Origin of the sequence: Mycobacterium sp. SMC-19 (assembly GCF_045310815.1) — a bacterium.
GTDB lineage: Bacteria > Actinomycetota > Actinomycetes > Mycobacteriales > Mycobacteriaceae > Mycobacterium.
In genome coordinates this window covers 394,980-420,476 of record NZ_JBJIAM010000001.1, presented here as the reverse complement: position 1 = coordinate 420,476, position 25,497 = coordinate 394,980, and the positions used below count along the sequence as shown (strand labels likewise).

Here is a 25,497-nt window from a genome sequence, read left to right as displayed (position 1 = left end):
GTCCGGTACCGCTGCGGTGAGGATCTTCGCCGACACCACCCCGCTGCGCAGTCCCGACTTCCGACGGTTGTGGGTGGCCGGGATCCCGACCGTCATCGGGGCGAACCTGACCATCTTCGCGGTCCCGGTGCAGATCTATGCGCTGACCCGAAGCTCGGCCTACGTCGGGCTGTCGGGTCTGTTCGCGGTGGTGCCGCTGGTCGTCTTCGGTCTGCTCGGCGGTGCGTGGGCCGACGCCATGGACCGCCGCAAGCTACTGATCATCGCCTCCTGCGGGTTGGCGGTGGCCTCGCTGCTGTTGTGGATCCAGGCCGCGGCCGGGCTCGAGAACGTCTGGGTGGTGCTCGTACTGCTGGGGGTGCAGCAGGGGTTCTATGCGGTCAATGCCCCGACCCGATCCGCGGCGATTCCGCGGCTGGTGGCCGGCAGCGATCTGCCGGCCGCCAACTCACTGAACATGACCGTCATGCAGTTCGGGGCGATCGTGGGCCCCCTGCTGGCTGGGTTGCTGCTCGGCTGGCTGGACCTGTCCACCCTCTACCTGATCGACGCCGCGACGTGCATCTTCCCGATCTGGGCGACGTTCCGGCTGGCCCCCATGCCGCCGGTCGCATCGGCCGGCCCGTCCAGCTTCGGGATCGGGGCCGTGCTGGATGGGTTCCGGTACCTGGCCGGCAACACCGTGGTGCTGATGTCGTTCGTCGTGGACCTGATCGCGATGATCCTCGGCATGCCCAGGGCGCTGTTCCCGCAGATCGCCAGCGCGGACTTCGGCGGACCGGTCGAGGGCGGCACCACCATGGCGCTGCTGGCCGCGGCGATGTCGGCTGGCGCGGTGCTGGGCGGAGTGTTCTCGGGGTGGCTGCCGCGGATCACCCGTCAGGGCGTGGCCGTCGTCGCCGCGATCGTGGTCTGGGGTGTGGCGATGATCGGCTTCGGAGTCGCGGTCGGCCACGGCGGAGGGCACGCCGGTCGGGCGCTGTGGGTGGCGCTGGTGTTCCTGGCGGTCGGCGGTGCCGCGGACATGGTCTCGGCCGCGTTCCGGTCGACCATGCTGCAGCAGGCCGCCTCCGACGAGATCCGCGGCCGGTTGCAGGGGGTGTTCACCGTGATCGTCGCCGGCGGACCTCGGCTCGCCGACGCCGTGCACGGTGCCGCCGGAGCGGTGGTGGGGACGGCCGCGGCGTCCGCCGGCGGCGGTGCCCTGGTGGTGGTGGGCGTGGTGCTTGCCGCCCTGGCAGCGCCCGCATTCCTGCGTTATCGCCGGCCCGGTGATGTACGCCGAGAGTCGCCACCGCAGCGCGGTTAGGAGATACCCCGGCCCCGGGCGGGCGCGCCGGCCCGGAACCGACTACCTTTTCCTATACACGCCCAATCTGGTTAGCCGAATAGCGCAAAGGGGTTCCTTGTGGCCGCAACCGACGAAACCGCCACTCTCCGGTATCCGGGCGGCGAGCTAGAACTGCCGATCGTCAAGGCGACCGAGGGGTCCGACGCTCTCGCCATCGGTTCGCTGCTCGCCAAGACCGGATACACGACCTTCGACAACGGCTACGCCAACACCTCGCCGGTCAAGAGCGCCATCACCTACATCGACGGCGACGCCGGGATCCTGCGCTACCGCGGCTACCCGATCGAGCAGTTGGCCGAGAAGTCGACCTTCATCGAGGTCAGCTATCTGCTGATCTACGGCGAGCTGCCGACGTCCGAGCAGTTGGCCGCGTTCACCGGCCGGATCCAGCGGCACACCATGCTGCACGAGGACCTGAAGCGGTTCTTCGACGGCTTCCCCCGCAACGCCCACCCGATGCCGGTGCTCTCCAGCGTGGTGAACGCGTTGAGCGCCTACTACCAGGACTCGCTGGACCCGTCGGACAACGACCAGGTGGAGCTGTCGACCATCCGGCTGCTGGGCAAGCTGCCCACCATCGCCGCCTACGCCTACAAGAAGTCGGCCGGCCAGCCGTTCCTGTACCCGGACAACTCACTGAGCCTGGTGGAGAACTTCCTGCGGATGACCTTCGGCCTGCCGGCCGAGCCCTATGAGGCCGACCCCGAGGTGGTCCGCGCCCTGGACATGTTGTTCATCCTGCACGCCGACCACGAGCAGAACTGCTCGACCTCGACGGTGCGGCTGGTGGGCTCCTCGCGGGCCAACCTGTTCACCTCGATCTCCGGCGGCATCAACGCGCTGTGGGGCCCACTGCACGGCGGCGCCAACCAGGCGGTGCTGGAGATGCTGGAGCAGATCCGCGACCAGCAGAACGGCAACGTCACCGACTTCGTGCGCAAGGTCAAGAACCGCGAAGACGGCGTCAAGCTGATGGGCTTCGGTCACCGGGTCTACAAGAACTACGACCCGCGGGCGCGCATCGTCAAGGAACAGGCCGACAAGATCCTCGGCAAGCTCGGCGGTGACGACGAACTGCTCAACATCGCCAAGGACCTCGAAGAGGCCGCGCTGACCGACGACTACTTCGTCGAGCGCAAGCTGTACCCGAACGTCGACTTCTACACCGGCCTGATCTACCGGGCGATCGGCTTCCCGGCTCAGATGTTCACGGTGCTGTTCGCGCTGGGCCGGCTGCCCGGCTGGATCGCGCACTGGCGCGAGATGCACGACGAGGGTGACAGCAAGATCGGCCGGCCACGTCAGATCTACACCGGCTACACCGAGCGTGACTACGTCGGCATCGGAGGACGGTAACCACCATGACCAATCCGGCCAAGCCTCAGATCACCGTTCCGACCGGCCCGGCACCCGCCGAGCTGGTCATCGAAGACATCGTCGTCGGGGAGGGCCCCGCGGCCGTGCCCGGCGGGGTCGTCAACGTGCACTACCTTGGCGTCGACTACGACAGCGGCGCGGAGTTCGACAGTTCGTGGAACCGCGGCGAATCGCTGGAATTTCCGCTGGACGGGCTCATTGCCGGTTGGCAGGACGGCATCCCGGGCATGCAGGTCGGCGGCCGGCGTCAGCTGGTGATCCCGCCGGAGCTGGCCTATGGGCCCGCCGGTACCGGTCACCCGCTGGCCGGCAAGACCCTGGTCTTTGTGATCGATCTGCTCGGCACCCGCTGAGTGCGTGCCCGGCTGATCGGGGCGGCGCTGGCAACGGTGTTGCTCGCTGCGATCGGTTATGGCTTACTCGAACTTCCCCACCAACCGGTCGCTGCACCGCAACCCGCTGCTGGGCCGGTAGGGCCGGTGCCGCTGTCGGTGGTCCGTCGCGGCGCTGAGTTCACGCTGGCCGGTGACGTGGCCGATCCCGCGGCCAAACGAGAGCTGTTGGACGCGGTGATCACCTCGAGCGACGAGGTGACCGTGGTCGATCGGATCGGGGTGGCGCCCGGGGCGGCGGCGGTGGACTTCTCCGATGCGGCCCCGGTGTTCGAGGCGGCCGCGGGCATCGGCGACTTCACCTTGCAGATCGACGGTGACACCGTGACGCTGGGCGGCACCGCGGCGAAGGCGGACGAGGCGGCTGCGGTGCGGGCTGCGGCCGAAGACGCCTGGCCGCGGGCCCACATCGTCAACGAGCTGGTGACCAGCTCCCCAGCCGGGGGAAAGTCCACCAAAAACGACTAATTGCCTCCATTAACAAATGGGAACTCCTACACTCGCGGTGTCTTGGACTCGCGGGTGTTTTCGGTCTTCAAGGAGGATCCATGCCAGGCTCAGACAACCCGACTGTGACTGGCTGGCGAAAGGCCTCGCGGTTTTACCGCCGGCCTCCCGGCTTCGGCTGGCTCCTAGCCCTGGCGGCCATTCCGTTGTTGCTGGCGCTGATCGGCTACGGGATAACCGACCGGTCCAAACTCGACGTCAACCCCCCGAACATCAATGGACCGGACGTCGCCGCGCCGTCGCTGTCGCTGTCGGTACCGAGTGCGAGTCTGCCGGGATGGTCGTTTGCCCCGCTGGCGATTCTGCGCAACGGCAACGTGATCACCCTCAACGGAGATCTGCCTGACATCGCCACGCGAACCGGACTGCTCGACATGCTCAAGGGGGTGTTCGGCAGCGGTGTGCAGCTGGTCGACAACCTCAACATCAAGGCCGGCGTCACCGCACCCGACCTGTCCAGTCTGGGCGCGGTGTTCAAGGCCGCGGTGTCCATGCCGGACTTCAAATTCAAGATCGTCGACGACACCGTCACACTGATCGGAACCGCGGCCTCCGATGCGGTCAAGTCCGCCGTCGAGGCGGCGGCGAAAGCTGCTTGGCCGAACCTCAAGCTGCTCAACGACATTCAGGTCTCGACGGGGCAGACCCAGGCGGCTCCGAGTGCGACCGGGACGCCGCTTCCGACGCCGAGCCCGGCACCCGCCCCGGCTCCGGCGCCGTCGGGCAGTGCCCCGGCTCAGACGCCGGCCCCGGGCCCGGCCGGTGACTGCGGCAATCTGCAGGCCGACGTCACCGCGTTGATGAGCACACCGGTTAGGTTCGTCACCAATGGCTACACCCTGTCGGCGGGCACGAAGGAACAACTGAGCCGGGTGGCGGAGAAGGTGAAGGGCTGCCACACCGCCCGCATCGCGGTCAACGGCTACACCGACAACACCGGCAACGACGGCATCAATGTGCCGCTGAGCACCGCCCGCGCCAAGTCGGTCGCCGATTTCCTGGTGACCCAGGGCGTCCCCGCCAATAGCGTCACGTCCAAGGGGTTCGGGTCGGCCGACCCGGTTGCCAGCAACGCGACACCGGACGGTCGAGCCCAAAACCGGCGCGTCGCGATCACCGTGAGCTAAGGAGCATCTGCAATGGATTTCGTCATTCACTGGCTGTGGTACCTGCTGGCGTTCGCGGTGGGCTCGGCGGTCGCCTGGTTGCTCACCATCGTCTCGATCCGCCGCACCAGCGCCGAAGAAGCCGTTGCGGCGCTTCCCGGCTCGCGTGAGATAGGAGCCCACTGATGCACGGGGTCAACTGCTGGTTGATGGGACTGTCATTTCTGTTGGGTCTGGCGCTCACATTCGCCTTCACCGTCCGGCGGGTCAAACGCGAAGTGCCCGTGGCGGCGACACTCGGTGCAGCGGCGAGCGCACCCACCACCCCCATCCCGACTGCCGGTGCGAGCACCGGTCCGGGCTCGACGGCGAAGCTCGCCGGGGGCAAGCTCCCCTCGGAGGCTGAGACCAGCGCGATGGCGATCGGCGGAGCGCCCTACGGTGTGGGCTCGGCACGCGCGGGTGCCGGTGGTGTCGGCCCGACTGGCTGGACGATCAAGGGCAACGAGGACTCGATGCTCTACCACACGACGGACAGCCCCTGGTACGGCCAGACGATCGCCGAGGTGTGGTTCGCCGAGGAGAGTGCCGCCGCCGCAGCCGGATTCACCCGCTGGGACAAGGGTCGAGCCAAGAGCGGTACCGCCAAGTTGGTCGCCGAAGTCGAGGAGGTGCCGCCCGGCCCGTACGGTCCGGGGTCGACCAAGGCCGGCCCCGGTGGCAGCGGCCCGCTGGGCTGGACGGTCAAGGGCAACGAGGACTCGATGCTCTACCACGCTCCGGCGAGCCCGGCCTACGACGCGACGATCGCCGAGGTGTGGTTCAAGGACGAACAGACGGCCGCGGCGGCCGGCTTCGAACGCTGGGACAGCTGGCGCAAGGACAAGAAGAAAAAGAAGTGACCATACTGGCGTAGCGCCTTCAGCGCGGTGGCGGAAGCTGCAATAGCAGACGTACACCGCCCAGCGGGCTGTCTTCCAACGATGCCGTGCCGCCGTGCAGTTCGGCCTGCTGAGCCACCAGCGCCAGTCCGAGGCCGGACCCCGAATGCGATGCCGTGGACCCGCGCGAGAACCGCTCGAAGACGATGCGGCGCTCTTCCTCGGGAAGCCCGCCGCCGTTGTCGTCGATGGCGATCTCCACGCCTTCGCGTGAGGTGACTGCCGACAACTGCACCTGGGTCGCACCGCCGTGCTTGACCGCGTTGGCGATCGCGTTGTCCACGGCCAGCCGCAGTCCGGCGGGCAGGCCGACGATGATGCAGGTCGGCGACGGCACCAGTGAGACGTTCAGGTCCGGGAAGACCCGCATCGCGTCGTGGGCCGCCCGGTCGAGCAGATCGGTGATGTCGACCGGCACGTGATCGTCGGAGGTGGACAGTTCGCCCTGCGCCAGCCGCTCCAGGGCCGACAGCGTCGCCTCGATCCGCGTCTGGGTCCGGACGACGTCGTGCAGCACCTCCTTGCGCTGGTCGTCGGGCAGGTCCAGGGTGGTGAGCACTTCGAGGTTGGTGCGCATCGCGGTCAGCGGGGTGCGCAGCTCATGGGAGGAGACCGCGGCGAAGTCCCGTGCGGAGGCCAGTGCCTCTTGGGTCCGGTCTCGCTCTTTCCAGATCCGCTGCAGCATGCCGCGCATCGCCTCGGCGATCTCCACCGCCTCGGTTGCCCCGCGCACCTCGATCTCCGGCCGTTCGTCGCCGGCGTCGATCGATCGCGCCTGCTCCGCCAGCCGCCGCAGGGGCCGCACCGCGAATGCCGTCAGCAGCCAGCCCAGCAGCGCGGCCGCCCCGATCGCGGCGGTACAGAGCAGGATCACCCGGCGGTGCAGGTTGTTGGTGTCGGCGAGGGTGGCGTCGTAGGTGGCGCCGACGGCCAGCGACCGCGGCCCCGGCCCGGGGATGTCGACGGTACGCACCCGGTAGAGCACGCCGTTGATCTCGGTGTCGGCGTAACCCGGCTCAAGCTCTGGCAGCACCACGGCGGAGTTCGACGTCACTTGGTTGGGGCGCCGCAGTGTGATCACCGCGTCGGTGGGGCCGGCCGATCGGGGCAGTTCGCCCAGGCCGATCAGCGGGACGGTCAGCCCGGCCGCCTCGTCGAGCCGGCGGTCCAGCCAGTACTTGCGGTCGTTGGTGATACCGACCCACACGATGGCGCCGATGATGACCGTCACGATCGCGGTGCCGATCGCCGTTGCCAGCATCACCCGGGTCCGCAGCGACGGTGTTCGGGCGAAGATGCGCCGCAACAGCTTCATGACATTCACGCCTGCCCTCACTGCGTTCGCAGGACGAAGCCGACCCCGCGCACGGTGTGCAGCAGCCGTGGAGCGCCGCCGGCCTCCAGCTTGCGCCGCAGATACCCGATGAACACGTCGACGACGTTGGTGTCGGCGGCGAAGTCGTAACCCCAGACCAGCTCGAGGAGCTGGGCGCGCGACAACACCGCGGTCTTGTGCTCGGCGAGCACGGCCAACAGGTCGAACTCCCGCTTGGTCAAGTCCACGTCGACGCCCTTGACCCGGGCGCGGCGGCCGGGGATGTCGACCTCCAGCGGGCCCACCGTGATCGTCTCCGAGGAGGAGCTCGCCGCCGACCCGCGTCGCCGCAGCATCGCCCGAACCCGGGCCACCAGCTCGGCAAGCACGAACGGCTTGACCAGGTAGTCGTCGGCACCGGCTTCCAGCCCGGCGACCCGGTCGTCGACCGAGCTGCGCGCGGACAACACACAGACCGGCACGTCGTCACCCATTGCCCGCAATGCCGTCACCACACTCACGCCGTCGAGTACCGGCATGTTGATGTCGAGCACGATGGCGTCGGGACGGGCTTCCTTGGCGCTGCGCAATGCTTCCGCGCCGTCGGCTGCCGTCGCCACCTCGAAGCCGGACAGGCGCAGTCCGCGTTCCAGCGAGGCGAGCACGTCGGAGTCGTCGTCGACGACCAAGACTCGGGGCGAGGCAGCTGCGTTGTCCATGGCGCCATTTTGCCTGAACATGGCAATCAAGCGCGGGATGCGCCGCGGGTCGCTCCGATCAATCTCGCGGCGATCGCAATCGCGACGAAGTCGCGTGCCGCGGGTCGCCGCCATCAATCTAGGGTCGACTGCGTGAAACCGGCGTCCGCGCTGCGCAGCCTGTTGCCCTACCTGCGCCCCTACCGGGCCCGGTGGATCACGATGGTGACGGTGGCCGTGCTCAGCCTCGTCGCCACCGTGGTGATCCCGCTCATGACAAGGGCCGTCATCGACGGACCGGTGCTGCACCACGACCAGCCCGGCTTGTGGGTGCTGGGTACGGCGGCCACCGCGCTCGGAGTCACCGAGGCGCTGCTGTTGTTCGTGCGGCGCTGGCTGGTCGCGCCCACCACCATGGGTGTGGAAGCCGACATCCGCAAGGACCTCTACGCGCGGCTGCAGATCCTGCCGATGACCTTTCACGGCCGCTGGCAGTCCGGCCAGCTGCTGTCACGGATCATGAACGACCTGTCCGCCGTGCGGCGCTTCCTGTCGTTCGTGGTGGTGTTCCTGGTGCTCAACACGGTGCAGATCGTGGCGGTCACGACGATTCTGCTGGTGCTCTACTGGCCGCTTGGTGTGGTGGTGTGCGCGTCGCTGGTACCGGTGATGCTGGCGGTGCAGCACTTCCGACGGCAGTACACCCGGCTGACGCGCCAAGCGCAGGACCAGGCCGGCCAGGTGGCCACCCTCGTCGAGGAGTCCGCGCTGGGTTTGCGCACCATCAAGGCGTTCGGACGCGAGGACTACGTGTTTGCGCGCTTCGACGCCCAAGCCGCCAAGCTGCGCGACCTCGGCATTGGCAAGGTGGTGGTGTCCTCGAAGTTCTGGACCCTGCTGGAGGTGATTCCCAACTTCACGCTGATCGGCGTGCTCGCCGTCGGCGCGTACGCCGCCGGGAACCACCTGGTCACGATGGGCACCCTGGTCGCGTTCGTCACGCTGATGCTCTCGCTGATCTGGCCGTTGTCGTCGTTGGGCTTCCTGCTGTCGGCCACCCAGGAGGCGATGACGGCCGCCGACCGGATCACCGAGATCTTCGATGCGCCCATCGAGATCACCGACGGTGACGACCCGGTGCCCCCGGTGGGCCGGCTGGAGTTGCGCGATGTCGGATTCCGTTTCGACGATGCCGGCCCGTGGGTGCTGCGCGGGGTCAATCTCACTGTCGACGCCGGCGAGACGGTCGCCCTGGTGGGCGCCACCGGCTCCGGCAAGTCGGTGCTGGCGATGCTGTTGTCCCGGCTCTATGACGCACGTGAGGGACAGATCCTCATCGGCGGGCGCGACATCCGGACACTGACGTTGGCGGCGCTGCGCTCGGCGGTGGTGACGGCCTTCGACGATCCGACCCTGTTCTCGATGTCGGTGGCCGAGAACCTGCGGCTGGGGCGGCCCGACGCGAGCGACGCGGAACTGGCCCGCGCCCTGGACGTGGCTTCGGCGGATTTCGTCTACGAGCTCCCGTTCGGGCTGGACACCCGGATCGGTGAGCAGGGGATGAGCCTGTCGGGTGGGCAGCGCCAACGGCTGTCGCTGGCCCGAGCCCTGGTGGCGGCGCCAACGATCCTGGTGCTCGACGACACGCTGTCTGCGCTGGATGTGCACACCGAGGCCGCCGTGACCGACGCGCTGCGCCGGGTATTGCGCACCGGGCCGCAGCCGATCACCGGGCTGGTGGTGGCCAACCGGGCATCCACCGTGGCGCTGGCCGACCGGGTGGCGCTGGTCGAGGACGGCACCATCACGGCGGTCGGTACTCACGCCGAGCTGCTGGCCGCGGTGCCGCGGTACCGCTACCTGCTGGCGGCAGACGACGAGCTCGACGACGGCGCCGAACACCTCGTCGACTGGGCGCGGCGGTGACGGCCGAGCCGGGCCGGGCCGCGGCGCGGGCCCTGCTGTGGTCGCTGTTGCGCCCGTACCGGTGTGCGGTGCTGCTGATGGTCGTGGCCATCGTGGTGGAAAACGCTGCCCGGCTTGCGGTTCCGATGCTTGCCCAGCGCGGGATCGACCGGGGCATCCCGCCGATCGCCGCAGACGGCTCGATCCGGCAACTGAGCATGATCGTGGCCGCGCTCGCGGCGGTGGTGCTCACGCAGGCCGTCAGCCGGATGCTGTTCCTGCAGAGCTCGGGCAAGATCGGGCAGCGGATGCTGCTGGAGCTGCGAAGGCGGGTGTTCCGACAGTTTCAGCGACTGGATGTCGGATTCCACGAGCGCTACACCTCGGGCCGAGTGGTCAGCAGGTTGACCAACGACGTCGACGCGATCCAGGAGATGTTGCTCACCGGATTCGATGGCCTGGTCGGCGCCGCACTGACGATGGCAGGCACAGCCGTGCTGCTCATCGTGCTGGACTGGCGGCTGGGCCTGATGTGCTTGATCGCCTTTCCGGTGCTGGTGGCGTTGCTGAGATGGTTCAGGGCCGAATCTTCGAAGAACTACGCCGCGGTCCGCGAGCACGCCGCGCGGGTGATTGTGCAGTTCGTCGAGACCATGACCGGGATCAAGGCGGTGCAGGCCTATCGCCGTGAGGCCCGCAATCAGCAGATCTTCGCGAGCGTCGCCGACGGCTACCGTGCCGTGAACGAGAAGGCTTTCCGACTGGTCGCGATCTTCGCACCCGGGGTCAAGCTGGTCGGCAACCTCACCACCGGGGTGGTGCTGCTCTACGGGGGCTGGCGAGTGTTGCACGGGCACATGACGATCGGAACCTTCACCGCTTTCCTGCTGTATCTGCGGATGTTCTTTGAACCCATGCAGGGCATCTCCGAGTTCCTCAACACCTTCTCCTCGGCGACCTCGGCACTGGAGAAGCTGGCCGGGGTGCTGGCCGAAACGCCCGCCGTCGCCGACCCGCCCGGCCCGCAGTCCGCGGACATTGTGGGGAAGGTGCGTGGTGAGATCGCCCTGCGTGACGTGCGGTTCGGCTACCGGGGCGGTCAGTCGGTGCTGGACGGGTTGTCGCTGAACATCCCGGCCGGCCAGACCGTGGCGCTGGTCGGCAGCACCGGCGCCGGCAAGTCCACCATCGCCAAACTGATCGCCCGGTTCTATGACCCGGTGTCGGGCGCGGTGACACTGGACGGTGTCGACCTGCGGGCTTTCACGCAGGCGGCGCTGCGGCGCCACGTGGTGATGGTCACCCAGGAAAATTTCCTGTTCACCGGGACGGTCGCCGACAACATCCGCTTCGGCCGTCCGGGTGCGACCGACGCCGCGGTGGCCGCCGCGGCGACGCACGTGGGCGCCGATGCGTTCATCACCGCGTTGCCGGAGGGCTACGAGACCGATCTCGCCAAGCGGGGCGGGCGGCTCTCGGCGGGTCAGCGTCAGCTGGTCGCGTTCGCGCGGGCCTTCCTCGCCGACCCGGCGGTGCTGATCCTCGACGAGGCGACGTCGTCGCTGGACATCCCCGGTGAGCGGATGGTGCAGCAGGCGCTGCGCAGCGTGTTGGCCCAGCGGACCGCGCTGGTGATCGCCCACCGGCTCTCCACGGTGGAGATCGCCGACCGGGTTTTAGTGATCGAGGGCGGGCGAATCGTCGAGGACGGCCCGCCGGCCGAGTTGATCCGCGCCGAGGGGCACTACGCCGCCCTGCATGACGCGTGGCTGCGCTCGTTGGCCTGAACGGCGGTCGGCGAGCGCCTCGAGGCGGGTTAAATCCAAGTGAATTTAAATGCACCGACCTGCGAACATCGGGCCGTTGGGCGCAAAGATCCCGCAAACGCAGGACTTTCCAAGCTAATTGCCCACTTAGGCTTTCCGCCGTGATCGTCACATCGAACGTTAAGGCCGCCGAAGCTGCCAAGGCAGCTGCGTGATCGGTTCACCGACCGCGCAGGGATTGGCGTTAGCGTCGGCCACCAGTTTCGGAATCAGTGACTTCGTTGGGGGAGTCGCTTCGCGGCGGGTCGCCGCGCTTCGCGTGGTTTTGGTGTCCACGCCGGTCTCCATGGTGATGCTTGGAGTGCTCGCCATGATCGGCGGCGGGCACATCACGACCAGCACGATCGTCTTGGGCATGCTCGGCGGACTCAGCCAGGCCCTGGGCATCTGGTGGTTCTACGCCGCCATGGCCGCGGGCCCGATCTCGGTGGTATCGCCACTGGCCGCGGTGGTCGATGCCGGCGTGCCGGTGTGCGTCGGGCGGATTCTGGGGGAGCGCCCCGGCATGCTCGCCAGCGCCGGTATCGCGTTGGCGCTGGGCGCGGTGGTGTTGATCAGCTGGCACGCCGGCGACGACGGCGTTCATCGGCCGGGGCTCAGCCACCGTGTGCTCTGGTTGACGGTCGCCTCGGGGGTGGCCCTGGGGTTGAACTTCGTCTTCCTGGACCGCACTCCGTCGGATTCCGGCCTGTGGCCCCTGTTGTTCGCCCGTGGCGCGGCCACCATCTTGGTGATCGCCGTCGCGGCGGCCAGTCGCAATCTGAAGGTGCCGACAGGCATACCGCTGCGGCTGGCGTTTGTGATCGCATTGCTCGACACCGCCGCCAACGTCACCATGCTGTTCGCGTTGAAGCTCGCGTTGCTTTCGCTGGCCAGCGTATTGATCTCCCTGTACCCGGCCGCCACGGTGATCTTGGCGGTCGTGCTGCTGGGGGAGCGGGTGCGCCTCCGCCAGGTGGTGGGGATGGTGCTGGCGGGTGTCGCGGTGGCGATGATCACCGGTTAGGTGATCGCCTCCGCGAGATCGACGTTATGCAGTTCGCCACTCGCACTTTCCCTGCAAGACGTCGGTGTCGGCGGTCAGCCGGGCAGCCCGATCCGGCGGTAGCGCTCCAACCGGGCCGCCATTCGCTGCTCGGCGGGCACCTTGCCCAGCGCGTGCAGCTCGACCGCGATGGCCCGCGACATTCGCTTGGCGAAGTCGATCGGCTCCGCGGCGGCGTCCGGGTGCTCGGCCACGATCACGTCCACGATCCCGTGGGCCCGCAGATCCGCTGAACGGATGCCCTGTGCGGCGGACAGTTCCGGGGCGTGCTCGGTATCGCGGAACACGATGGCACTGGCGCCCTCCGGCGGCAACGGCGCCAGCCAGCCGTGCAACGCCGCCAGTACCCGATCCGCCGGCACCATCGCCAGTGCCGGGCCGCCACTGCCCTGACCCAGCAGCACCGACACCGTCGGAACCTCGAGCGTGACCAGCTCGGCCAGGCATGCCGCGATCTGGGCCGCCAGGCCACCTTGCTCGGCCTCCACCGAAAGAGCGGGGCCCGGGGTGTCGATAGCCAGCACCAGCGGCAGCCGCAGACCGGCGGCCAGCGCCATGCCGCGGCGGGCATCGCGCAGCGCTACCGGGTCGGTCAGTCGATCCGCGCCGCGCAGCTGCCCCAACACCACCGCGGGCTGGCCGCCGAAGCGCGCCAACGCCAGCAAGATCGTGGCACCGCGTTCGCTGCTGCCGGTGCCGGACAGGAAGACCCGCTCGGTGGCGCCGTGCCGCAGCAGAAACCCGACGCCCGGCCGGTCCGGACGCCGAGACGCACACACCGAGTCCCACGCCGGAATGTCGGGGATCGGCTCAGCGGCCGGCCGCGCAGGAGCCGGACCCGGATCGTCGAGCATCACCTTCAGTGCCCGCGAGCAGATGCGCCGCAGCCACTTCAGCGGGATGACGCCGTCGATCACGCCGTAGGCCTGCAGGTTCTCGGCGGTCTGGACGCCCGGCGGGAACGGGGCACCGTAGAGCTGTTCGTAGACCCGCGGCCCCAGAAAACCGACCAGGGCTCCCGGCTCGGCCAGTGTGACGTGCCCCAGTGAACCCCAGGAGGCGAACACGCCGCCGGTGGTGGGATGGCGCAGGTAGACCAGGTAGGGCAGGTGAGCGCGTTTGTGCAGCTCGACCGCGGCGGCGATCTTCACCATCTGCAGGAACGCGACGGTGCCCTCCTGCATGCGGGTGCCGCCCGAGCTCGGCGACGCCAGCAGCGGCAGTCGCTCGGCGGTGGCGCGCTGGACGGCGGCGGTGATCCGCTCGGCCGCCGCCACTCCGATGGAGCCGGCCAAGAAGTCGAAGTCGCTGGCGATCACCGCCACTCGGCGGCCGTTGATCCGGCCCTCGCCGGTCAGCACCGCCTCGTCGCGGCCGCTGGCAGCCCGGGCCGCGGCCAGCTCGGCGGCATATGCGTCACTGGTCGGCACGGCCAGCGGCTCGGCGTCCCAACTGAGGAACGAGCCGCGATCCAGCACCGCGTCGCGCACTTCGTCGGCCCCGGTCCGGCTCACAGCTCGAGGCTAATAGGCTGGCTAGTCATGATCGGTGTTACCCGCGATGAAGCCGTCACGACTATCGAGTTGCAGCGCCCCGAGCGTCGCAACGCGTTGAACTCCCAGCTCGTCACCGAGCTGCGGGAGGCGGTCTTGGACGCCGCCACCCACGACGTCCGGGCGATCGTGCTGACCGGGCAGGGCACGGTGTTCTGCGCCGGCGCGGATCTGTCCGGTGACGCGTTCGCCGCCGACTACCCCGACAAGCTGGTTGCCCTGCACCAGAGCATCGCCGATGTCCCGGTGCCGGTGATCGGCGCCATCAACGGGGCCGCAATCGGCGCCGGCCTGCAATTGGCCATGGTCTGCGACCTGCGGGTGGTGGCCCCGGAGGCGTTCTTCCAGTTCCCGGTCGCCAAGTACGGCCTGGCGCTGGACAACTGGAGCATCCGGCGGCTGACCTCACTGGTCGGCTACGGGCGGGCCCGGGCGATGATGCTGACCGCGGAGAAGCTGCCGTCCGAGGAGGCACTGCTGACCGGGATGGCCAACCGGATCGGCACCGTTGCCGACGCGCAGGCCTGGGCGCGCGAGATCGCCGGGTTGGCGCCCCTGGCGCTGCAGCACGCCAAGCGGGTGCTCAACGACGACGGCGCCTACGAGGAACAGCAGCCGGTGCACAAGGAACTGTTCGACAAGGCCTGGGGCAGCCAGGACGTCATCGAGGCCCAGGTGGCTCGCGTCCAGAAGCGCCCGCCCAAGTTCCAGGGCGCCTGACCGGCGCCATCGAAATGGCGGAGCCCGCGGTTCGCCACCATAGACTCGTCGTCATGCTGCGCGGGGCACTTCGACTGGCGGGAACCACGGCGTCGCTGGCCGCCGGTGGCTGGACGCTTCGTGCGCTGCGCGGCACCCCCGCCGCGTTGGGTGCGGCGCCCGGCGCGATCGATGCGGTGGCCACCCGGTCGAGGAACTACCGCGACGGGATCTTCCACAACATCGAACGCGCCGCCATGGTCAACATGGACCGTGAACAACAGCGGCTGATGGTGCGCGAGCTGTTCGCCGACCGCATCGGGCGACGGCCCGCGGCGCCGATCCCGCTGGAGGTGCCCGGTTTCAGCGTCGACGTCGATCCGCTGGCGATCACCTGGCTGGGACACGCGACGGCACTCGTTGAGATCGACGGCTACCGCGTCCTGACCGACCCGGTCTGGAGCGAACGCTGCTCGCCGTCGGATGCGGTCGGGCCGCGGCGGCTGCATCCCCCGCCGGTGGGGCTCGGGGCGCTGCCCGCGGTCGACGCGATCGTCGTCAGCCACGACCACTACGACCACCTCGACATCGACACCGTCACCGCGCTCGCCCGCAGCCAGTGGGCGCCGTTCGTGGTCCCGCTGGGCGTCGGGGCGCACCTGCGCGCGTGGGGTGTCCCCGCGGAACGGGTGATCGAACTCGACTGGGACGAGCACACCACGCTGGGCGATCTCACCCTGACCTGCACACCGGCGCGGCATTTCTCCGGACGATTCCTGACCCGCAACCAGACGCTGTGGGCGTCGTGGGTGATCGCCGGTCCCACCCACCGGGTCTACTTCGGCGGCGACAGCGGATATACCGGCAGCTTCGCTGCGATCGGTGCCGAGCATGGCCCGTTCGACGCGACGCTGTTGCCGATCGGGGCGTACAACACCGCCTGGCCCGACGTCCACATGAACCCGGAGGAGGCGGTCCAGGCGCATCTCGACCTGAATGCTTCGGCGTCGGGTCTGCTGGTGCCGATTCACTGGGGCACGTTCCGGTTGGCGCCGCATCGATGGGCCGAGCCGGTGGAACGGTTGCTGGCCGCCGCTGACGCCGCAGGGGTATCGACGGCGGTGCCCAAACCCGGTGGCCGGGTGCAGCCCGGCGCCGCCGCACCCAGAGCGTGGTGGAGGCTGTAGCGCCATGACCAGGTGGGCGGCTGCGGCCGGGGCCACTGTGCTGGCCGTTGCTCTGAGCGCGTGCACTCCGGCGGCGACTCCGACCGCGCAACACGAAACCGCGCCCAACGAGGTGTCGGGAGTGGACATCCCCGCGGGCCGCGTCGAAGCCGCGGTGGCCAAACTCGACGGCCTGGCGCGGGAACTGATGGACGGCACCGGAATACCCGGACTGGCCGTCGCGGTCGTTCATGGCGGGAAGACCGTGTACGCCAAAGGCTTTGGTGTACGCGACACCCACAACGGTGCCGGACCGGACAATGCGGTGAACGCCGACACGGTGTTCCAGCTGGCGTCGGTGTCCAAATCGGTCGGCGCCACCGTGGTGGCGCAACAGGTCAGTGCGGGGGCCATCGCCTGGGACACCCCGGTGGTGACGCAGCTGCCCTGGTTCGCGCTGTCGGACCCCTACGTGACCGACCACCTCACCATCGCTGACCTGTATGCGCATCGGTCCGGGTTGCCCGATCACGCCGGAGATCGGCTCGAAGACCTCGGCTACGACCGCCGGGAAGTGCTGCAACGGCTCAAATACCTACCGCTGGCCCGGTTCCGCGACAACTATGACTACACCAACTTCGGGCTGACCGCCGCCGCAGAGGCGGTCGCCGGCGCGGCGGGCGTGCCGTGGGAGCAGTTGTCGGCCGACGTGCTGTACCGACCGTTGGGGATGACGTCGACCAGTTCCCGCCACGCAGACTTCCTCGCGCGACCCAATCGCGCGCTCACCCACGTCAAGGACGGCGACAGTTATCAGCCGCGATATCAACGCAATCCGGACGCGCAGTCGCCGGCCGGCGGAGTCAGTTCGTCGGCGAACGACATGGCGCGCTGGCTGGCCATGGTGCTGGCCAACGGCAGTCACGACGGCACCCAGATCATCGCGCCCGAAGCGTTGTTGCCCGCGATCACGCCACAGGTGATCAGCGCCCCCGCCGGGGTCGGCACCGCCCGGCCAGGGTTCTACGGCGAGGGCTTCAACGTGTCGATCACCTCATCGGGGCGCACCCAGTACGGCCACTCGGGTGCCTTCCTGCTGGGCGCCGCGACGGCGTTTTCGGCGCTGCCGTCCCAAGACGTCGGAATCGTCGTGCTGAGCAATGCCACACCGATCGGCGTCCCGGAGACCTTGATCGCCCAATTCCTGGACCTGGTCCAGTACGGCGAGATCCGCGAGAACTGGCCGACGCTGTACCGGCAGGCGCTGGCGCCGATGTCAGAACCGGAAGGCGCGCTGGTGGGCGCGGGGCCGCCGGCCCATCCGGGTCCGGCCCGGCCGCTGTCGGACTACATCGGGGAGTACGCCAACCCCTATTGGGGCCCGGCCACCGTCACCGAGGACCACGGTGCGCTCGATGTGACGCTCGGGCCGCAGCATCAACGATTCCGGTTGAGCCACTACGACGGTGACACCTTCACCTTCGCCCTGCAGGGCGAGAATGCTCCGGACGGAACGATATCCACCGCTACGTTCAGCAAGGACGCGGTGGAGCTGGAGTACTTCGATCACGACAAGCTGGGAAGGTTCACCCGGTGACGACAGCGCGAACCCCAGGACTCACTGACGCGCAAGTCGCCCAGCGGGTCACGCAGGGCCAGACCAACGACATCCCCGCCCGGGCCGCGCGCAGCGTCCCCGAGATCATCCGGGCCAACGTCTTCACCCGAATCAACGCGATCCTGGGTGTGCTGTTGGCCATCGTGCTCACCACCGGATCCCTGATCAACGGGCTGTTCGGGCTACTCATCGTCTTCAACAGCGTCATCGGGATGGTGCAGGAGATCCGGGCCAAACAGACGCTGGACAAGCTGGCCATCGTCGGCCAAGCGAAACCGTTGGTGCGCAGGCAGTCCGGTACAAAGCAGCTCCCGCCGGGCGAGGTGGTGCTCGACGACGTCATCGAGCTGGGCCCTGGTGACCAGATCGTCGTCGACGGCGAGGTCGTGGAGTCAGCCGACCTGGAGGTCGACGAATCCCTGCTCACCGGTGAAGCGGACCCGATCGGCAAGGACCTCGGCGACCAGGTGATGTCGGGCAGCTTCGTGATCTCCGGCAGCGGTGCCTACCGCGCCAGCCGGGTTGGCCGTGAGGCGTACGCCGCCAAACTGGCCGAGGAGGCCAGCAAATTCACGCTGGTGAAATCCGAACTGCGCACCGGTATCAACCAGATCCTGAAATTCATCACCTACCTGTTGATCCCGGCCGGGCTGCTGATCATCTACACGCAGATGTTCACCACCGACGTGGGCTGGCGCGCATCGGTGCTGGCGACGGTGGGTGCCCTGGTACCGATGGTTCCCGAGGGCCTGGTGCTGATGACGTCGCTGGCGTTCGCGGTCGGTGTCGTGCGGCTGGGACAACGGCAGTGCCTGGTGCAGGAACTGCCCGCGATCGAAGGCCTGGCCCGCGTCGACGTGGTCTGCGCCGACAAGACCGGCACCCTCACCGAGAACGGGATGCGGGTCTCGGAGGTCGCCGAACTCGATGGCGGGGAAGGCCTTCCGGTACACCAAGCGCTGGCCGCATTGGCCGCCGACGATGCCCGCCCCAACGCCAGCATCCAGGCCATTGCCGAGGCCTTCCCGGCATCGCCGGGCTGGACGTCGAGCGCGTGCGCTCCGTTCAAGTCGGCGACGAAGTGGAGCGGCGTTTCGTACGGGGAGCACGGCAACTGGGTGATCGGTGCTCCCGACGTGCTGCTCGACCCGTCATCGGGGGCCGCCGAACGGGCCGAACAGATCGGGGCGCGTGGTCTGCGGGTGCTGCTGCTGGGGGTCTGTGACCAGCCCGTCGACCATCCCGACGCCCCGGGGCAGGTGACTCCGGCGGCACTGGTGGTGCTCGAGCAGAAGCTACGCCCCGACGCCCGCGAGACCCTGGATTATTTTGCCGCGCAGGAAGTGTCGGTGAAGGTCATATCCGGCGACAACGCCGTCTCGGTGGGCGCGGTGGCCGCGGAGTTGGGATTGCCCGGGGACGCGATGGATGCCCGCAAGCTGCCGGCCGAACCGGACGAACTGGCCGGAGCGCTGGAGGAACACACCGTGTTCGGCCGGGTGCGCCCCGATCAGAAGCGGGCCATGGTGCACGCCCTGCAGGCGCACAACCACACCGTGGCCATGACCGGCGACGGCGTCAACGATGTGCTGGCACTCAAGGACGCCGACATCGGTGTCGCGATGGGGGCCGGGAGTTCGGCGGCGCGCTCGGTGGCGCAGATCGTGTTGCTGGACAACAAGTTCGCCACCCTGCCCTACGTGGTGGGCGAGGGCCGCCGGGTGATCGGCAACATCGAGCGGGTGGCGAACCTGTTCTTGACCAAAACGGTGTATTCGGTGCTGCTCGCGCTGCTGGTAGGGCTGGTCGGACTGGCGTCGGCGCTGTTCGGCACCAAACCGCTCCTGTATCCGTTCCAGCCGATCCACGTCACGGTCGCCGCGTGGTTCACCATCGGTATCCCGGCGTTCATCCTGTCGCTCGCACCGAACAACGAGCGGGCGCACCCCGGATTCGTGCGGCGCGTGATGAGCGGGGCGCTGCCGGCCGGCGTGGTGGTGGGCATCGCCACATTCGCGTCCTATCTGGTGGCTTACCGCGGCAGCGAAGCCACGCCGGTCCAGCAGATCCAGGCCTCCACCAGCGCATTGATCACGTTGCTGACCACGGCGGGCTGGGTGCTGGCCGTGGTGGCGCGGCCTTATCAATGGTGGCGGCTGCTGTTGGTGATCAGCTGCGGGTTGGCCTATGTGGCGATCTTCGCGATGCCGCTGACCCGGGAGAAGTTCCTGCTGGACCCCTCCAACGTGGCACTGACGCTGCTGGCACTCGGCATCGGAGCGCTCGGCGCGGCCGCCATCGAGGCGATGTGGTGGGCACGGGGCGGCATGCTCGGTGAGAAGCCGAAGTTGTGGCGGGAGTCGGCAACGGCCACAATGACCCAGCGATAAACCGTGACACAAGGGGAAAGCACGACATGGCCAAGCTCTCCGGATCCATCGACGTCCCGCTGCCTCCCGAAGAGGCCTGGGCGCACGCCTCGGATCTGTCCCGCTACAAAGAGTGGCTGACCATTCACCGGGTGTGGCGCAGTGTGCTGCCCGAGACCCTCGACAAGGGCACGCAGCTGGACTCGATCGTCGAGGTCAAGGGCATGCTCAACAAGGTCCGGTGGACGATCGTGAACTACAAGCCGCCCACCGGAATGACGCTCAACGGCGACGGCAAGGGCGGGGTCAAGATCAAGCTGCTCGCCAAGGTCGCACCCGAAGGTGATGGCTCCAAGGTCAGTTTCGACGTGCACCTGGGCGGTCCGGCGTTGTTCGGCCCGATCGGCATGCTGGTGGCCGCGGCACTCAAAAGCGACATCAACGAGTCGCTGCGCAAGTTCGTCACGGTTTTCGCGCCGGGTTAATCGGTTGCACGCCCAGCCATCCCGCAGCTAGGGTGGCGGCCGTACGTTTCACAGGAGGTCATGGAATGACAGGCATCGTCGGTCTCACGCCGTCGTCCGCGCGCTGATCACCGCCGAGTTGCCGTAGTCCGGTCCCGGTTGTCAGCGCTCCCGCTGACCTTCCCGGAGACCCCATGTCCCTACCTTTTTCTGATTCCCATGCTGTCGTCACCCTGACCGATGTCGGCTTCACCTGGCCCGACGGCAGTACCGCGCTGGCCGACATCACCGGCTCGTTCGGCGTCGGCCGTACCGGCCTGGTGGGCGCCAACGGCGCCGGAAAGTCGACACTACTTCGGCTGATCGCCGGGGAACTCCGGGCGACCAGCGGGCACATCACGACGGCCGGGCGAGTGGCCTATCTGCCACAGCTGCTCACCCTGGACGCCGACGCCTCGATCGCCGAGCTGCTCGGTGTCGACGATCGCGTCGCCGCACTGCGGGCGATCGAAGGCGGTGATGCCGCGGAGGCCCATTTCGAGGTGGTCGGCGACGACTGGGACATCGAATCCCGCGCCGATGCGGCGCTGCGCGACATCGGATTCTCGGCGAACGACCTCGATCGCCGGGTCGCCGAGCTGTCCGGCGGGGAGGTCATGCTGGTGGCGTTGACCGGGCTGCGGCTGGCGGCCGCCCCGATCACCCTGCTCGATGAGCCGACCAACAACCTGGACCGTGCCGCGCGGACCGGGCTGGCGCGGCTGGTCGAGGTGTGGCCGGGCGCGCTCATCGTGGCCAGCCATGACACCGCGCTGCTGGAGCAGATGGACTGCACCGCCGAGCTTTACGACGGGCGACTCACCACCTTCGGCGGTCCCTACAGCGTCTGGCGGGCGCACCTGGAGGCCGAGCAGGCCGCCGCCCGGACGGCGGCCCGCACCGCAGAGCAGGTGGTCAAGGTCCAGAAGCGCCAACGCGTGGAAGCCGAGACCAAACTGGCCCGACGCAACCGGGCGGCCCAGGTCGCCCACCAGAACAAGCGCGCCGCGAAGATCGTGATGAACCAGAACGCCGCCAATGCCCAGGTTTCGGCCGGTAAGTTGCGCGGGAACCTTGACGGGCGGGTCCGGGACGCCCAAGCCGATTTGGACGCCGCGTCCGCCCGGGTGCGGCGCGACGAACACATTCGCGTCGATCTGCCTGACCCCCAGGTGCCCAACAGCCGCCGGCTGGCCGAGTTGCCGGGCCTCGACGGGCCGATCGTCGTGCAGGGGCCAGAACGCATCGCCCTGGACGGCCCGAACGGGGTGGGCAAGACGTCGGTGCTGGAAGCACTGCTGGCGGGCGAAGCCGGGCGACTGCTGACCGACCGGGTCGGCTACCTCCCACAACGCCTGGACCATCTGGACGACGCAGTGTCCGCGTTCGACGCGGTGTCGGCGGTCTCGGGCAGACAGCCGCAGGCGGTGCGGGCCCAACTGGCCCGGTTCCTGCTGACCGCCGATTGTGTGGCGCGGCCGGTCGGCACCCTGTCCGGCGGTGAGCGATTCCGCGTCGCGCTGGCCCAACTACTGCTCGCCGACCCGCCACCGCAGCTGCTGCTGCTCGACGAACCGACCAACAACCTCGATCTGGCCAGCGTCGGTCAGCTCGTCGACGCACTGGACGGCTATCGAGGCGCCTTCATCGTGGTGAGTCACGACGAGGAATTCCTGGCACGGCTCGGCCTGACGCGAACGTTGACGATGCCGCGCAGCGGCGAGCTGGTCGATGCGAGCTAGTGTCACAACATGACTCGCTGGCGTCCCGGTTGGCTGATTGCGCTGTGCGCGGCCCTTCTGTCGGGCAGTGCATGGCTGCCGTGGCTGACCACGTCGGCCAACGGCGGCGGGCATGCCAGCGCGATCGGCGGCAGCGCCGGCGCCATCGCGCTGCCGCCCCGCTTCGGCGTCGGTCAGCTGATCGTGTTGTTGGCCGCCGTGCTGCTGGTGGCCGGCGCGATGGTGGCCCGGGAACTCTTCACCCGGCTGGCCGCGGCTGTCGCAGTGCTGGACTCTGTGCTCATCGCTGCACTGGGCTTCTGGTACTACCGGCTGAACGTCGCTGCGCCGATCGCCGCCGGATATGGGCTCTACATCGGCGCCGTCGCAGTGGCGGGGGCACTCGGCTGTTCGGTGTGGGCGTTGGTCACCGCAATGCGGCGATGACCTCGGCGAAGGCTTCGGCGTGGTCCTGCTGGACGGTGAAGTAGCTGACCCCGTAGCGACGGCGGCGTTCGCGCAGGGTGTCGGCCATGTCGCTGGCCGATCCGGACAGCACGGCGGGTGAGGCCAGCAGTTCCTCGTCCGACAGGGTCGGCGCGAATCGACGGGTCAGCGACAGATTGGGCATCCCGGAGCCGTCGGTCGGCACCGCCGTGATGGCCAGGTTCAGTTCGAGGGCGTCGAACCGGTTGCCGGCGGCCGCCCGGACGAAGTCGATCCGCTCGGCCAGGGGATCGTCGGCACCGGCCACCCGCGCCCCGGTCAATCCGACGATGTCGGCGTGGCGAGCTGCCACCGTGAGTAGCCGGTCGCCACTGCCGGCGATCAGGATGGGCACCCGCGGCTGGTGCGTCGCGACGTATTTGGTCACGTGCTCGAGGTAGTCGATGCGGCGCCCGGCGCTCGGAAACGGCAGCTCGGCGGCCTCGAATTCCGCGCGGACGTAGCCCGCACCCAGGCCCACTTCCAGTCGTCCGCCCGACAGCACGTCGGTGTCGGCGATGTCGCGGGTCAGCAGTGCCGGCTTGTAGAAGCAGGCGTTGAGCACGTAGGTGCCCACCCGGATCGTCGAGGTGGCCGCGGCGACGGCGACCAGGACCGGAAAGGGGGCCGGGGCACCGAGATGGTCAGGCACGTGCAGCACATCGAAGCCGAAACCCTCCAGCCGCCGGGCGGTCTCGGCCAGTGCGGTCGCAGATCTGATCGGGTTCAGGCCCACGCCGAAGCGAAACTGCTTGTCCACCAACTACCTCCTAAGTGTCAAACCGCCACGTTGTGGCCGCGATCGTCAGTCCGCGCACCAGTGCCGCCGTGGCCGGCGACAGCCCGTCGGCTCCGGGCGGCTGACTGCGCGGGCTGATCCCACGCACCCGAGGTGAGAGTTCCAGCTGAGTTCCGCCGCCGCGTACCTGATTGACCGGGTTCGCCGGGTGCAGGCCGCGTAGCTTCGCCGGCATCGCGTCGAGATCGGTGATCACCTGGTAGCCCGGCAGGTCGAGGCATCGGGCGACGTGTGCGGCCAGACTGCGGTTGCCGCCACCCGCCAGCAATTGCGTGCTGCGTCCGAGCCGGCCGTAGCCGTGCAGCGACACCACGACGTGGACGTGGTCAAGGAATTCGGCCAGCCGCGCGGACTCCTCGGCGCGATACCGCGTCGACGGCAGATGGCGCGGATAGCCGTCGGGATGGCGCACCACATACACCGATGCGCCGGAGGCTTGTGCGGCGCGTTCGGCGATCACGTCGGTCATCTGCTTTGTGCTGCATGGCTGCGCCGATGATGCGTTCCAGATAGCCGGGCCGCGGCGCCCCGGGCTGCACCCGGTGGTCGATGTACACCCACGCCACCGACGGTCCATCGAGGGTGTGCACCGTCAGCTGGTCTCGGCGGTAGCGCAGCGGAACACCTTCGGCGCTGTCCAACGCGGCCAGGTCGTCGTCGGACACCCACCACAGCACGCCGTGCACCCGTGATCCGGGAAACGGCTCGAGCGTCGCCACGCCGCGCTGATTGATCAGCCAATCGTGGTCGGCCAGCGTCGCTGGGCGAGGATCCACCGCATCGGGGCAGCGGCGTGCCATCTGCTGTGCGCACAGGTTGGACCCGTACGCGAAGTAGGCATGCCGCGTCGCCGGCACTCAGCCCAGCGCCAGCCAGATCGACACCATGTCCAGCAGACTAACCACCGCGGTGACGATCCGCGGTGCGATCAGCGCCCCGGGCGCGGTGGGGGCGTCGGGGTCGGGGTGGGTGCTGGCGAGGGTGGGGGCGGCGCCGCGGGAGAGCGGGTCTCGCTGCTCGCCGAGTCTTCCGGCTGCGCCGTCGGGAAGACCCACTTGCCCGACAGGATCTCCTTGTCCGGCTGGTAGAGCCGGACCATGTAGTTCCATCCCGGCGTGGTGGGCAGGCAATTGGCTGTGTTGTCGTCCGAACAACCCCCGAACTGCACGGTCACCGATCCGTCCGCCGCTTTGTCCGCGGTGATGTCGTTGACCGAGTACGCCTGTTGCGGGTTCTCGGTGAAGTAACCGTTCTTGTTGTAGACCGTGACCGACCAGAAGGCTTTCACCGGAACGTCTTTGACCCTCAGGCGGTACACCGTGTTGCCGTCGTTGCGGGCCGGGGTGACATTGAGGTACAGCGCCTCCTTCTCGGAGTTTCCGCCCCACGCCGCAGCGGCTCCGATCAAATGCCGTACCGGGTCCGTGTCGGCCTCGGTGCCGAACATGCCCCGGGTGTCGGGGATGGTCTGGGCCAGCTCCAACAACGCGTCGTTGACCTTCTTCTGGCTGACCGGATCCCATCGGGGCACATCGAAGCTGCCGGTGTCGTCTTGTTGCGCCGTGATCGCGTCCTGCAGCCGATGTGCCGTGGCCAGGTCGGCGGCATCGTTGGGGTCGGCCAGGATGCGTACCGCGACGGCCACATAGCGGGTCCCGACATGCTGCTGATCAAGGGCGTGCTCGCCGCCGCCGTAGAACATGTCGGTGACGTATTCGTCCTGGTTGATCACCTGCGCCGACATGTAGCGCTGACCGGGATCGGGCAGTGTCAGCGTCACCGGACCGGCCTGCAGGTCGAACACCGCCGCCGAATACAAGGTGTCCCGGTTGGAGCGCACCACCAGCTGCCGGTCGACCGGGGTGACTTCGCGCATGTGAAAGAACCGGCCGAAGCCGTTCTCGTTGACGATATTGGTGAATTCCTGGTCCGTGACGGCCCGCACGAAGTTGTCCGGCGACACCAACACCATGCCGTTGGGGGTGCTGCGCGGGGCCAGGTTCGCCACCGGGTCGGTGCCGTTCTTGGTCACCGTCAGCCCGCATCCGCTCACGACCAGGGCCGTCGTCACCGCGCCGAACGCAGAAAGCCATCGCATGGACATGCAGCGCAACCTACCG

The 25,497-nt window shown here is 68.5% G+C and carries 22 protein-coding genes and 1 pseudogene; 17 read left to right on the top strand and 6 right to left on the bottom strand.

Annotated features, from left to right (window positions below; genetic code table 11):
• The first annotated feature begins 16 nt into the window (after positions 1-16).
• From ACJH5R_RS02030 to ACJH5R_RS02000, 7 genes are all read left to right on the top strand, one after another.
• Complete coding sequence (locus ACJH5R_RS02030) at positions 17-1,309, top strand: MFS transporter (RefSeq protein ID WP_406756172.1); 1,293 nt, start codon at positions 17-19, stop codon at positions 1,307-1,309.
• Between the two features lie 99 nt (positions 1,310-1,408).
• Positions 1,409-2,707: a citrate synthase gene (locus ACJH5R_RS02025; RefSeq protein WP_406756171.1), complete on the top strand. Its 1,299-nt coding sequence runs from the start codon at positions 1,409-1,411 to the stop codon at positions 2,705-2,707.
• A 5-nt stretch (positions 2,708-2,712) separates the two neighbouring features.
• Positions 2,713-3,081 (top strand): FKBP-type peptidyl-prolyl cis-trans isomerase, encoded by a 369-nt coding sequence (locus tag ACJH5R_RS02020; RefSeq protein WP_067967344.1) that lies wholly within the window; start codon positions 2,713-2,715, stop codon positions 3,079-3,081.
• Positions 3,082-3,588, top strand: coding sequence for a hypothetical protein (locus ACJH5R_RS02015; protein ID WP_406781186.1), 507 nt, complete (start codon positions 3,082-3,084; stop codon positions 3,586-3,588).
• 80 nt (positions 3,589-3,668) lie between these two features.
• Entirely contained in the window at positions 3,669-4,754 is a 1,086-nt protein-coding gene (locus ACJH5R_RS02010) for an OmpA family protein (protein ID WP_406756169.1), read from the top strand.
• 12 nt (positions 4,755-4,766) lie between these two features.
• Entirely contained in the window at positions 4,767-4,919 is a 153-nt protein-coding gene (locus tag ACJH5R_RS02005) for a hypothetical protein (protein WP_406781185.1), read from the top strand.
• Positions 4,919-5,635 carry a hypothetical protein gene (locus tag ACJH5R_RS02000; RefSeq protein WP_406781184.1) on the top strand — a complete coding sequence of 239 codons (717 nt, stop codon included), beginning with the start codon at positions 4,919-4,921 and terminating at the stop codon, positions 5,633-5,635. Before ACJH5R_RS02005 ends, ACJH5R_RS02000 begins: the two co-directional genes overlap by 1 nt.
• 19 nt (positions 5,636-5,654) lie before the next feature.
• Here the strand turns inward: ACJH5R_RS02000 and ACJH5R_RS01995 are convergent, their stop codons facing one another.
• Both ACJH5R_RS01995 and ACJH5R_RS01990 read right to left on the bottom strand, forming a co-directional pair.
• Positions 5,655-6,989, bottom strand: a complete 1,335-nt coding sequence (locus ACJH5R_RS01995) for an ATP-binding protein (protein WP_406756167.1) — start codon at positions 6,987-6,989, stop codon at positions 5,655-5,657.
• Positions 6,990-7,006: 17 nt separating this feature from the next.
• On the bottom strand, positions 7,007-7,708 hold the full coding sequence (locus ACJH5R_RS01990) for a response regulator transcription factor (protein WP_109413587.1): 702 nt from the start codon (positions 7,706-7,708) through the stop codon (positions 7,007-7,009).
• 201 nt (positions 7,709-7,909) lie between these two features.
• Here ACJH5R_RS01990 and ACJH5R_RS01985 point away from each other — a divergent pair, with 201 nt between their 5' ends.
• From ACJH5R_RS01985 to ACJH5R_RS01975, 3 genes are all read left to right on the top strand, one after another.
• Positions 7,910-9,613, top strand: coding sequence for an ABC transporter ATP-binding protein (locus ACJH5R_RS01985; protein WP_406756561.1), 1,704 nt, complete (start codon positions 7,910-7,912; stop codon positions 9,611-9,613).
• A complete protein-coding gene (locus ACJH5R_RS01980) occupies positions 9,610-11,379 on the top strand; it encodes an ABC transporter ATP-binding protein (protein ID WP_406781183.1) in 1,770 nt (589 codons plus the stop codon). The genes ACJH5R_RS01985 and ACJH5R_RS01980 overlap by 4 nt, the downstream gene beginning before the upstream one ends.
• 190 nt (positions 11,380-11,569) lie before the next feature.
• A complete protein-coding gene (locus tag ACJH5R_RS01975; RefSeq protein WP_406756165.1) occupies positions 11,570-12,424 on the top strand; it encodes an EamA family transporter in 855 nt (284 codons plus the stop codon).
• Between the two features lie 74 nt (positions 12,425-12,498).
• Here ACJH5R_RS01975 and ACJH5R_RS01970 read toward each other — a convergent pair whose 3' ends face one another.
• Positions 12,499-13,977 carry a carboxyl transferase domain-containing protein gene (locus tag ACJH5R_RS01970; protein ID WP_406781182.1) on the bottom strand — a complete coding sequence of 493 codons (1,479 nt, stop codon included), beginning with the start codon at positions 13,975-13,977 and terminating at the stop codon, positions 12,499-12,501.
• 27 nt (positions 13,978-14,004) lie between these two features.
• Here ACJH5R_RS01970 and ACJH5R_RS01965 point away from each other — a divergent pair, with 27 nt between their 5' ends.
• From ACJH5R_RS01965 to ACJH5R_RS01935, 7 genes are all read left to right on the top strand, one after another.
• Complete coding sequence (locus tag ACJH5R_RS01965) at positions 14,005-14,736, top strand: enoyl-CoA hydratase (RefSeq protein ID WP_406781181.1); 732 nt, start codon at positions 14,005-14,007, stop codon at positions 14,734-14,736.
• 53 nt (positions 14,737-14,789) lie between these two features.
• Entirely contained in the window at positions 14,790-15,902 is a 1,113-nt protein-coding gene (locus tag ACJH5R_RS01960) for an MBL fold metallo-hydrolase (RefSeq protein WP_406781180.1), read from the top strand.
• A gap of 4 nt (positions 15,903-15,906) precedes the next feature.
• Positions 15,907-17,478 (top strand): serine hydrolase, encoded by a 1,572-nt coding sequence (locus ACJH5R_RS01955; RefSeq protein ID WP_406756161.1) that lies wholly within the window; start codon positions 15,907-15,909, stop codon positions 17,476-17,478.
• On the top strand, positions 17,475-19,889 hold the full coding sequence (locus tag ACJH5R_RS01950) for a cation-translocating P-type ATPase (protein ID WP_406756160.1): 2,415 nt from the start codon (positions 17,475-17,477) through the stop codon (positions 19,887-19,889). Before ACJH5R_RS01955 ends, ACJH5R_RS01950 begins: the two co-directional genes overlap by 4 nt.
• A 26-nt stretch (positions 19,890-19,915) precedes the next feature.
• Positions 19,916-20,353: an SRPBCC family protein gene (locus ACJH5R_RS01945; RefSeq protein ID WP_406756159.1), complete on the top strand. Its 438-nt coding sequence runs from the start codon at positions 19,916-19,918 to the stop codon at positions 20,351-20,353.
• Positions 20,354-20,526: 173 nt separating this feature from the next.
• Entirely contained in the window at positions 20,527-22,113 is a 1,587-nt protein-coding gene (locus ACJH5R_RS01940) for an ABC-F family ATP-binding cassette domain-containing protein (RefSeq protein ID WP_406781179.1), read from the top strand.
• A gap of 9 nt (positions 22,114-22,122) precedes the next feature.
• Positions 22,123-22,539, top strand: coding sequence for a hypothetical protein (locus tag ACJH5R_RS01935; protein WP_406756157.1), 417 nt, complete (start codon positions 22,123-22,125; stop codon positions 22,537-22,539).
• Here ACJH5R_RS01935 and ACJH5R_RS01930 read toward each other — a convergent pair.
• The 3 genes and pseudogenes from ACJH5R_RS01930 to ACJH5R_RS01920 all read right to left on the bottom strand — a co-directional run bounded on the left by ACJH5R_RS01930 (position 22,520) and on the right by ACJH5R_RS01920 (position 25,340).
• Positions 22,520-23,338, bottom strand: coding sequence for an LLM class F420-dependent oxidoreductase (locus tag ACJH5R_RS01930; RefSeq protein ID WP_406781178.1), 819 nt, complete (start codon positions 23,336-23,338; stop codon positions 22,520-22,522). The genes ACJH5R_RS01935 and ACJH5R_RS01930 overlap by 20 nt on opposite strands.
• Before the next feature lie 10 nt (positions 23,339-23,348).
• Positions 23,349-24,234, bottom strand: a pseudogene (locus tag ACJH5R_RS01925) (poly-gamma-glutamate hydrolase family protein).
• 71 nt (positions 24,235-24,305) lie between these two features.
• Positions 24,306-25,340, bottom strand: coding sequence for a DUF1214 domain-containing protein (locus ACJH5R_RS01920; protein ID WP_406756560.1), 1,035 nt, complete (start codon positions 25,338-25,340; stop codon positions 24,306-24,308).
• Positions 25,341-25,497 lie beyond the last annotated feature (157 nt).

What these genes read in the sequence shown, in the direction of transcription:
- ACJH5R_RS02020 (WP_067967344.1), top strand. Translation starts at nt 2,713, where the DNA reads ATGACCAATCCGGCCAAGCCTCAGATCACCGTTCCGACCGGCCCGGCA.
- ACJH5R_RS02010 (WP_406756169.1), top strand. Translation starts at nt 3,669, where the DNA reads ATGCCAGGCTCAGACAACCCGACTGTGACTGGCTGGCGAAAGGCCTCG.
- ACJH5R_RS02005 (WP_406781185.1), top strand. Translation starts at nt 4,767, where the DNA reads ATGGATTTCGTCATTCACTGGCTGTGGTACCTGCTGGCGTTCGCGGTG.
- ACJH5R_RS02000 (WP_406781184.1), top strand. Translation starts at nt 4,919, where the DNA reads ATGCACGGGGTCAACTGCTGGTTGATGGGACTGTCATTTCTGTTGGGT.
- ACJH5R_RS01995 (WP_406756167.1), bottom strand. Translation starts at nt 6,989, where the DNA reads ATGAAGCTGTTGCGGCGCATCTTCGCCCGAACACCGTCGCTGCGGACC.
- ACJH5R_RS01990 (WP_109413587.1), bottom strand. Translation starts at nt 7,708, where the DNA reads ATGGACAACGCAGCTGCCTCGCCCCGAGTCTTGGTCGTCGACGACGAC.
- ACJH5R_RS01985 (WP_406756561.1), top strand. Translation starts at nt 7,910, where the DNA reads ATGGTGACGGTGGCCGTGCTCAGCCTCGTCGCCACCGTGGTGATCCCG.
- ACJH5R_RS01965 (WP_406781181.1), top strand. Translation starts at nt 14,005, where the DNA reads ATGATCGGTGTTACCCGCGATGAAGCCGTCACGACTATCGAGTTGCAG.
- ACJH5R_RS01960 (WP_406781180.1), top strand. Translation starts at nt 14,790, where the DNA reads ATGCTGCGCGGGGCACTTCGACTGGCGGGAACCACGGCGTCGCTGGCC.
- ACJH5R_RS01955 (WP_406756161.1), top strand. Translation starts at nt 15,907, where the DNA reads ATGACCAGGTGGGCGGCTGCGGCCGGGGCCACTGTGCTGGCCGTTGCT.
- ACJH5R_RS01945 (WP_406756159.1), top strand. Translation starts at nt 19,916, where the DNA reads ATGGCCAAGCTCTCCGGATCCATCGACGTCCCGCTGCCTCCCGAAGAG.
- ACJH5R_RS01940 (WP_406781179.1), top strand. Translation starts at nt 20,527, where the DNA reads ATGTCCCTACCTTTTTCTGATTCCCATGCTGTCGTCACCCTGACCGAT.
- ACJH5R_RS01935 (WP_406756157.1), top strand. Translation starts at nt 22,123, where the DNA reads ATGACTCGCTGGCGTCCCGGTTGGCTGATTGCGCTGTGCGCGGCCCTT.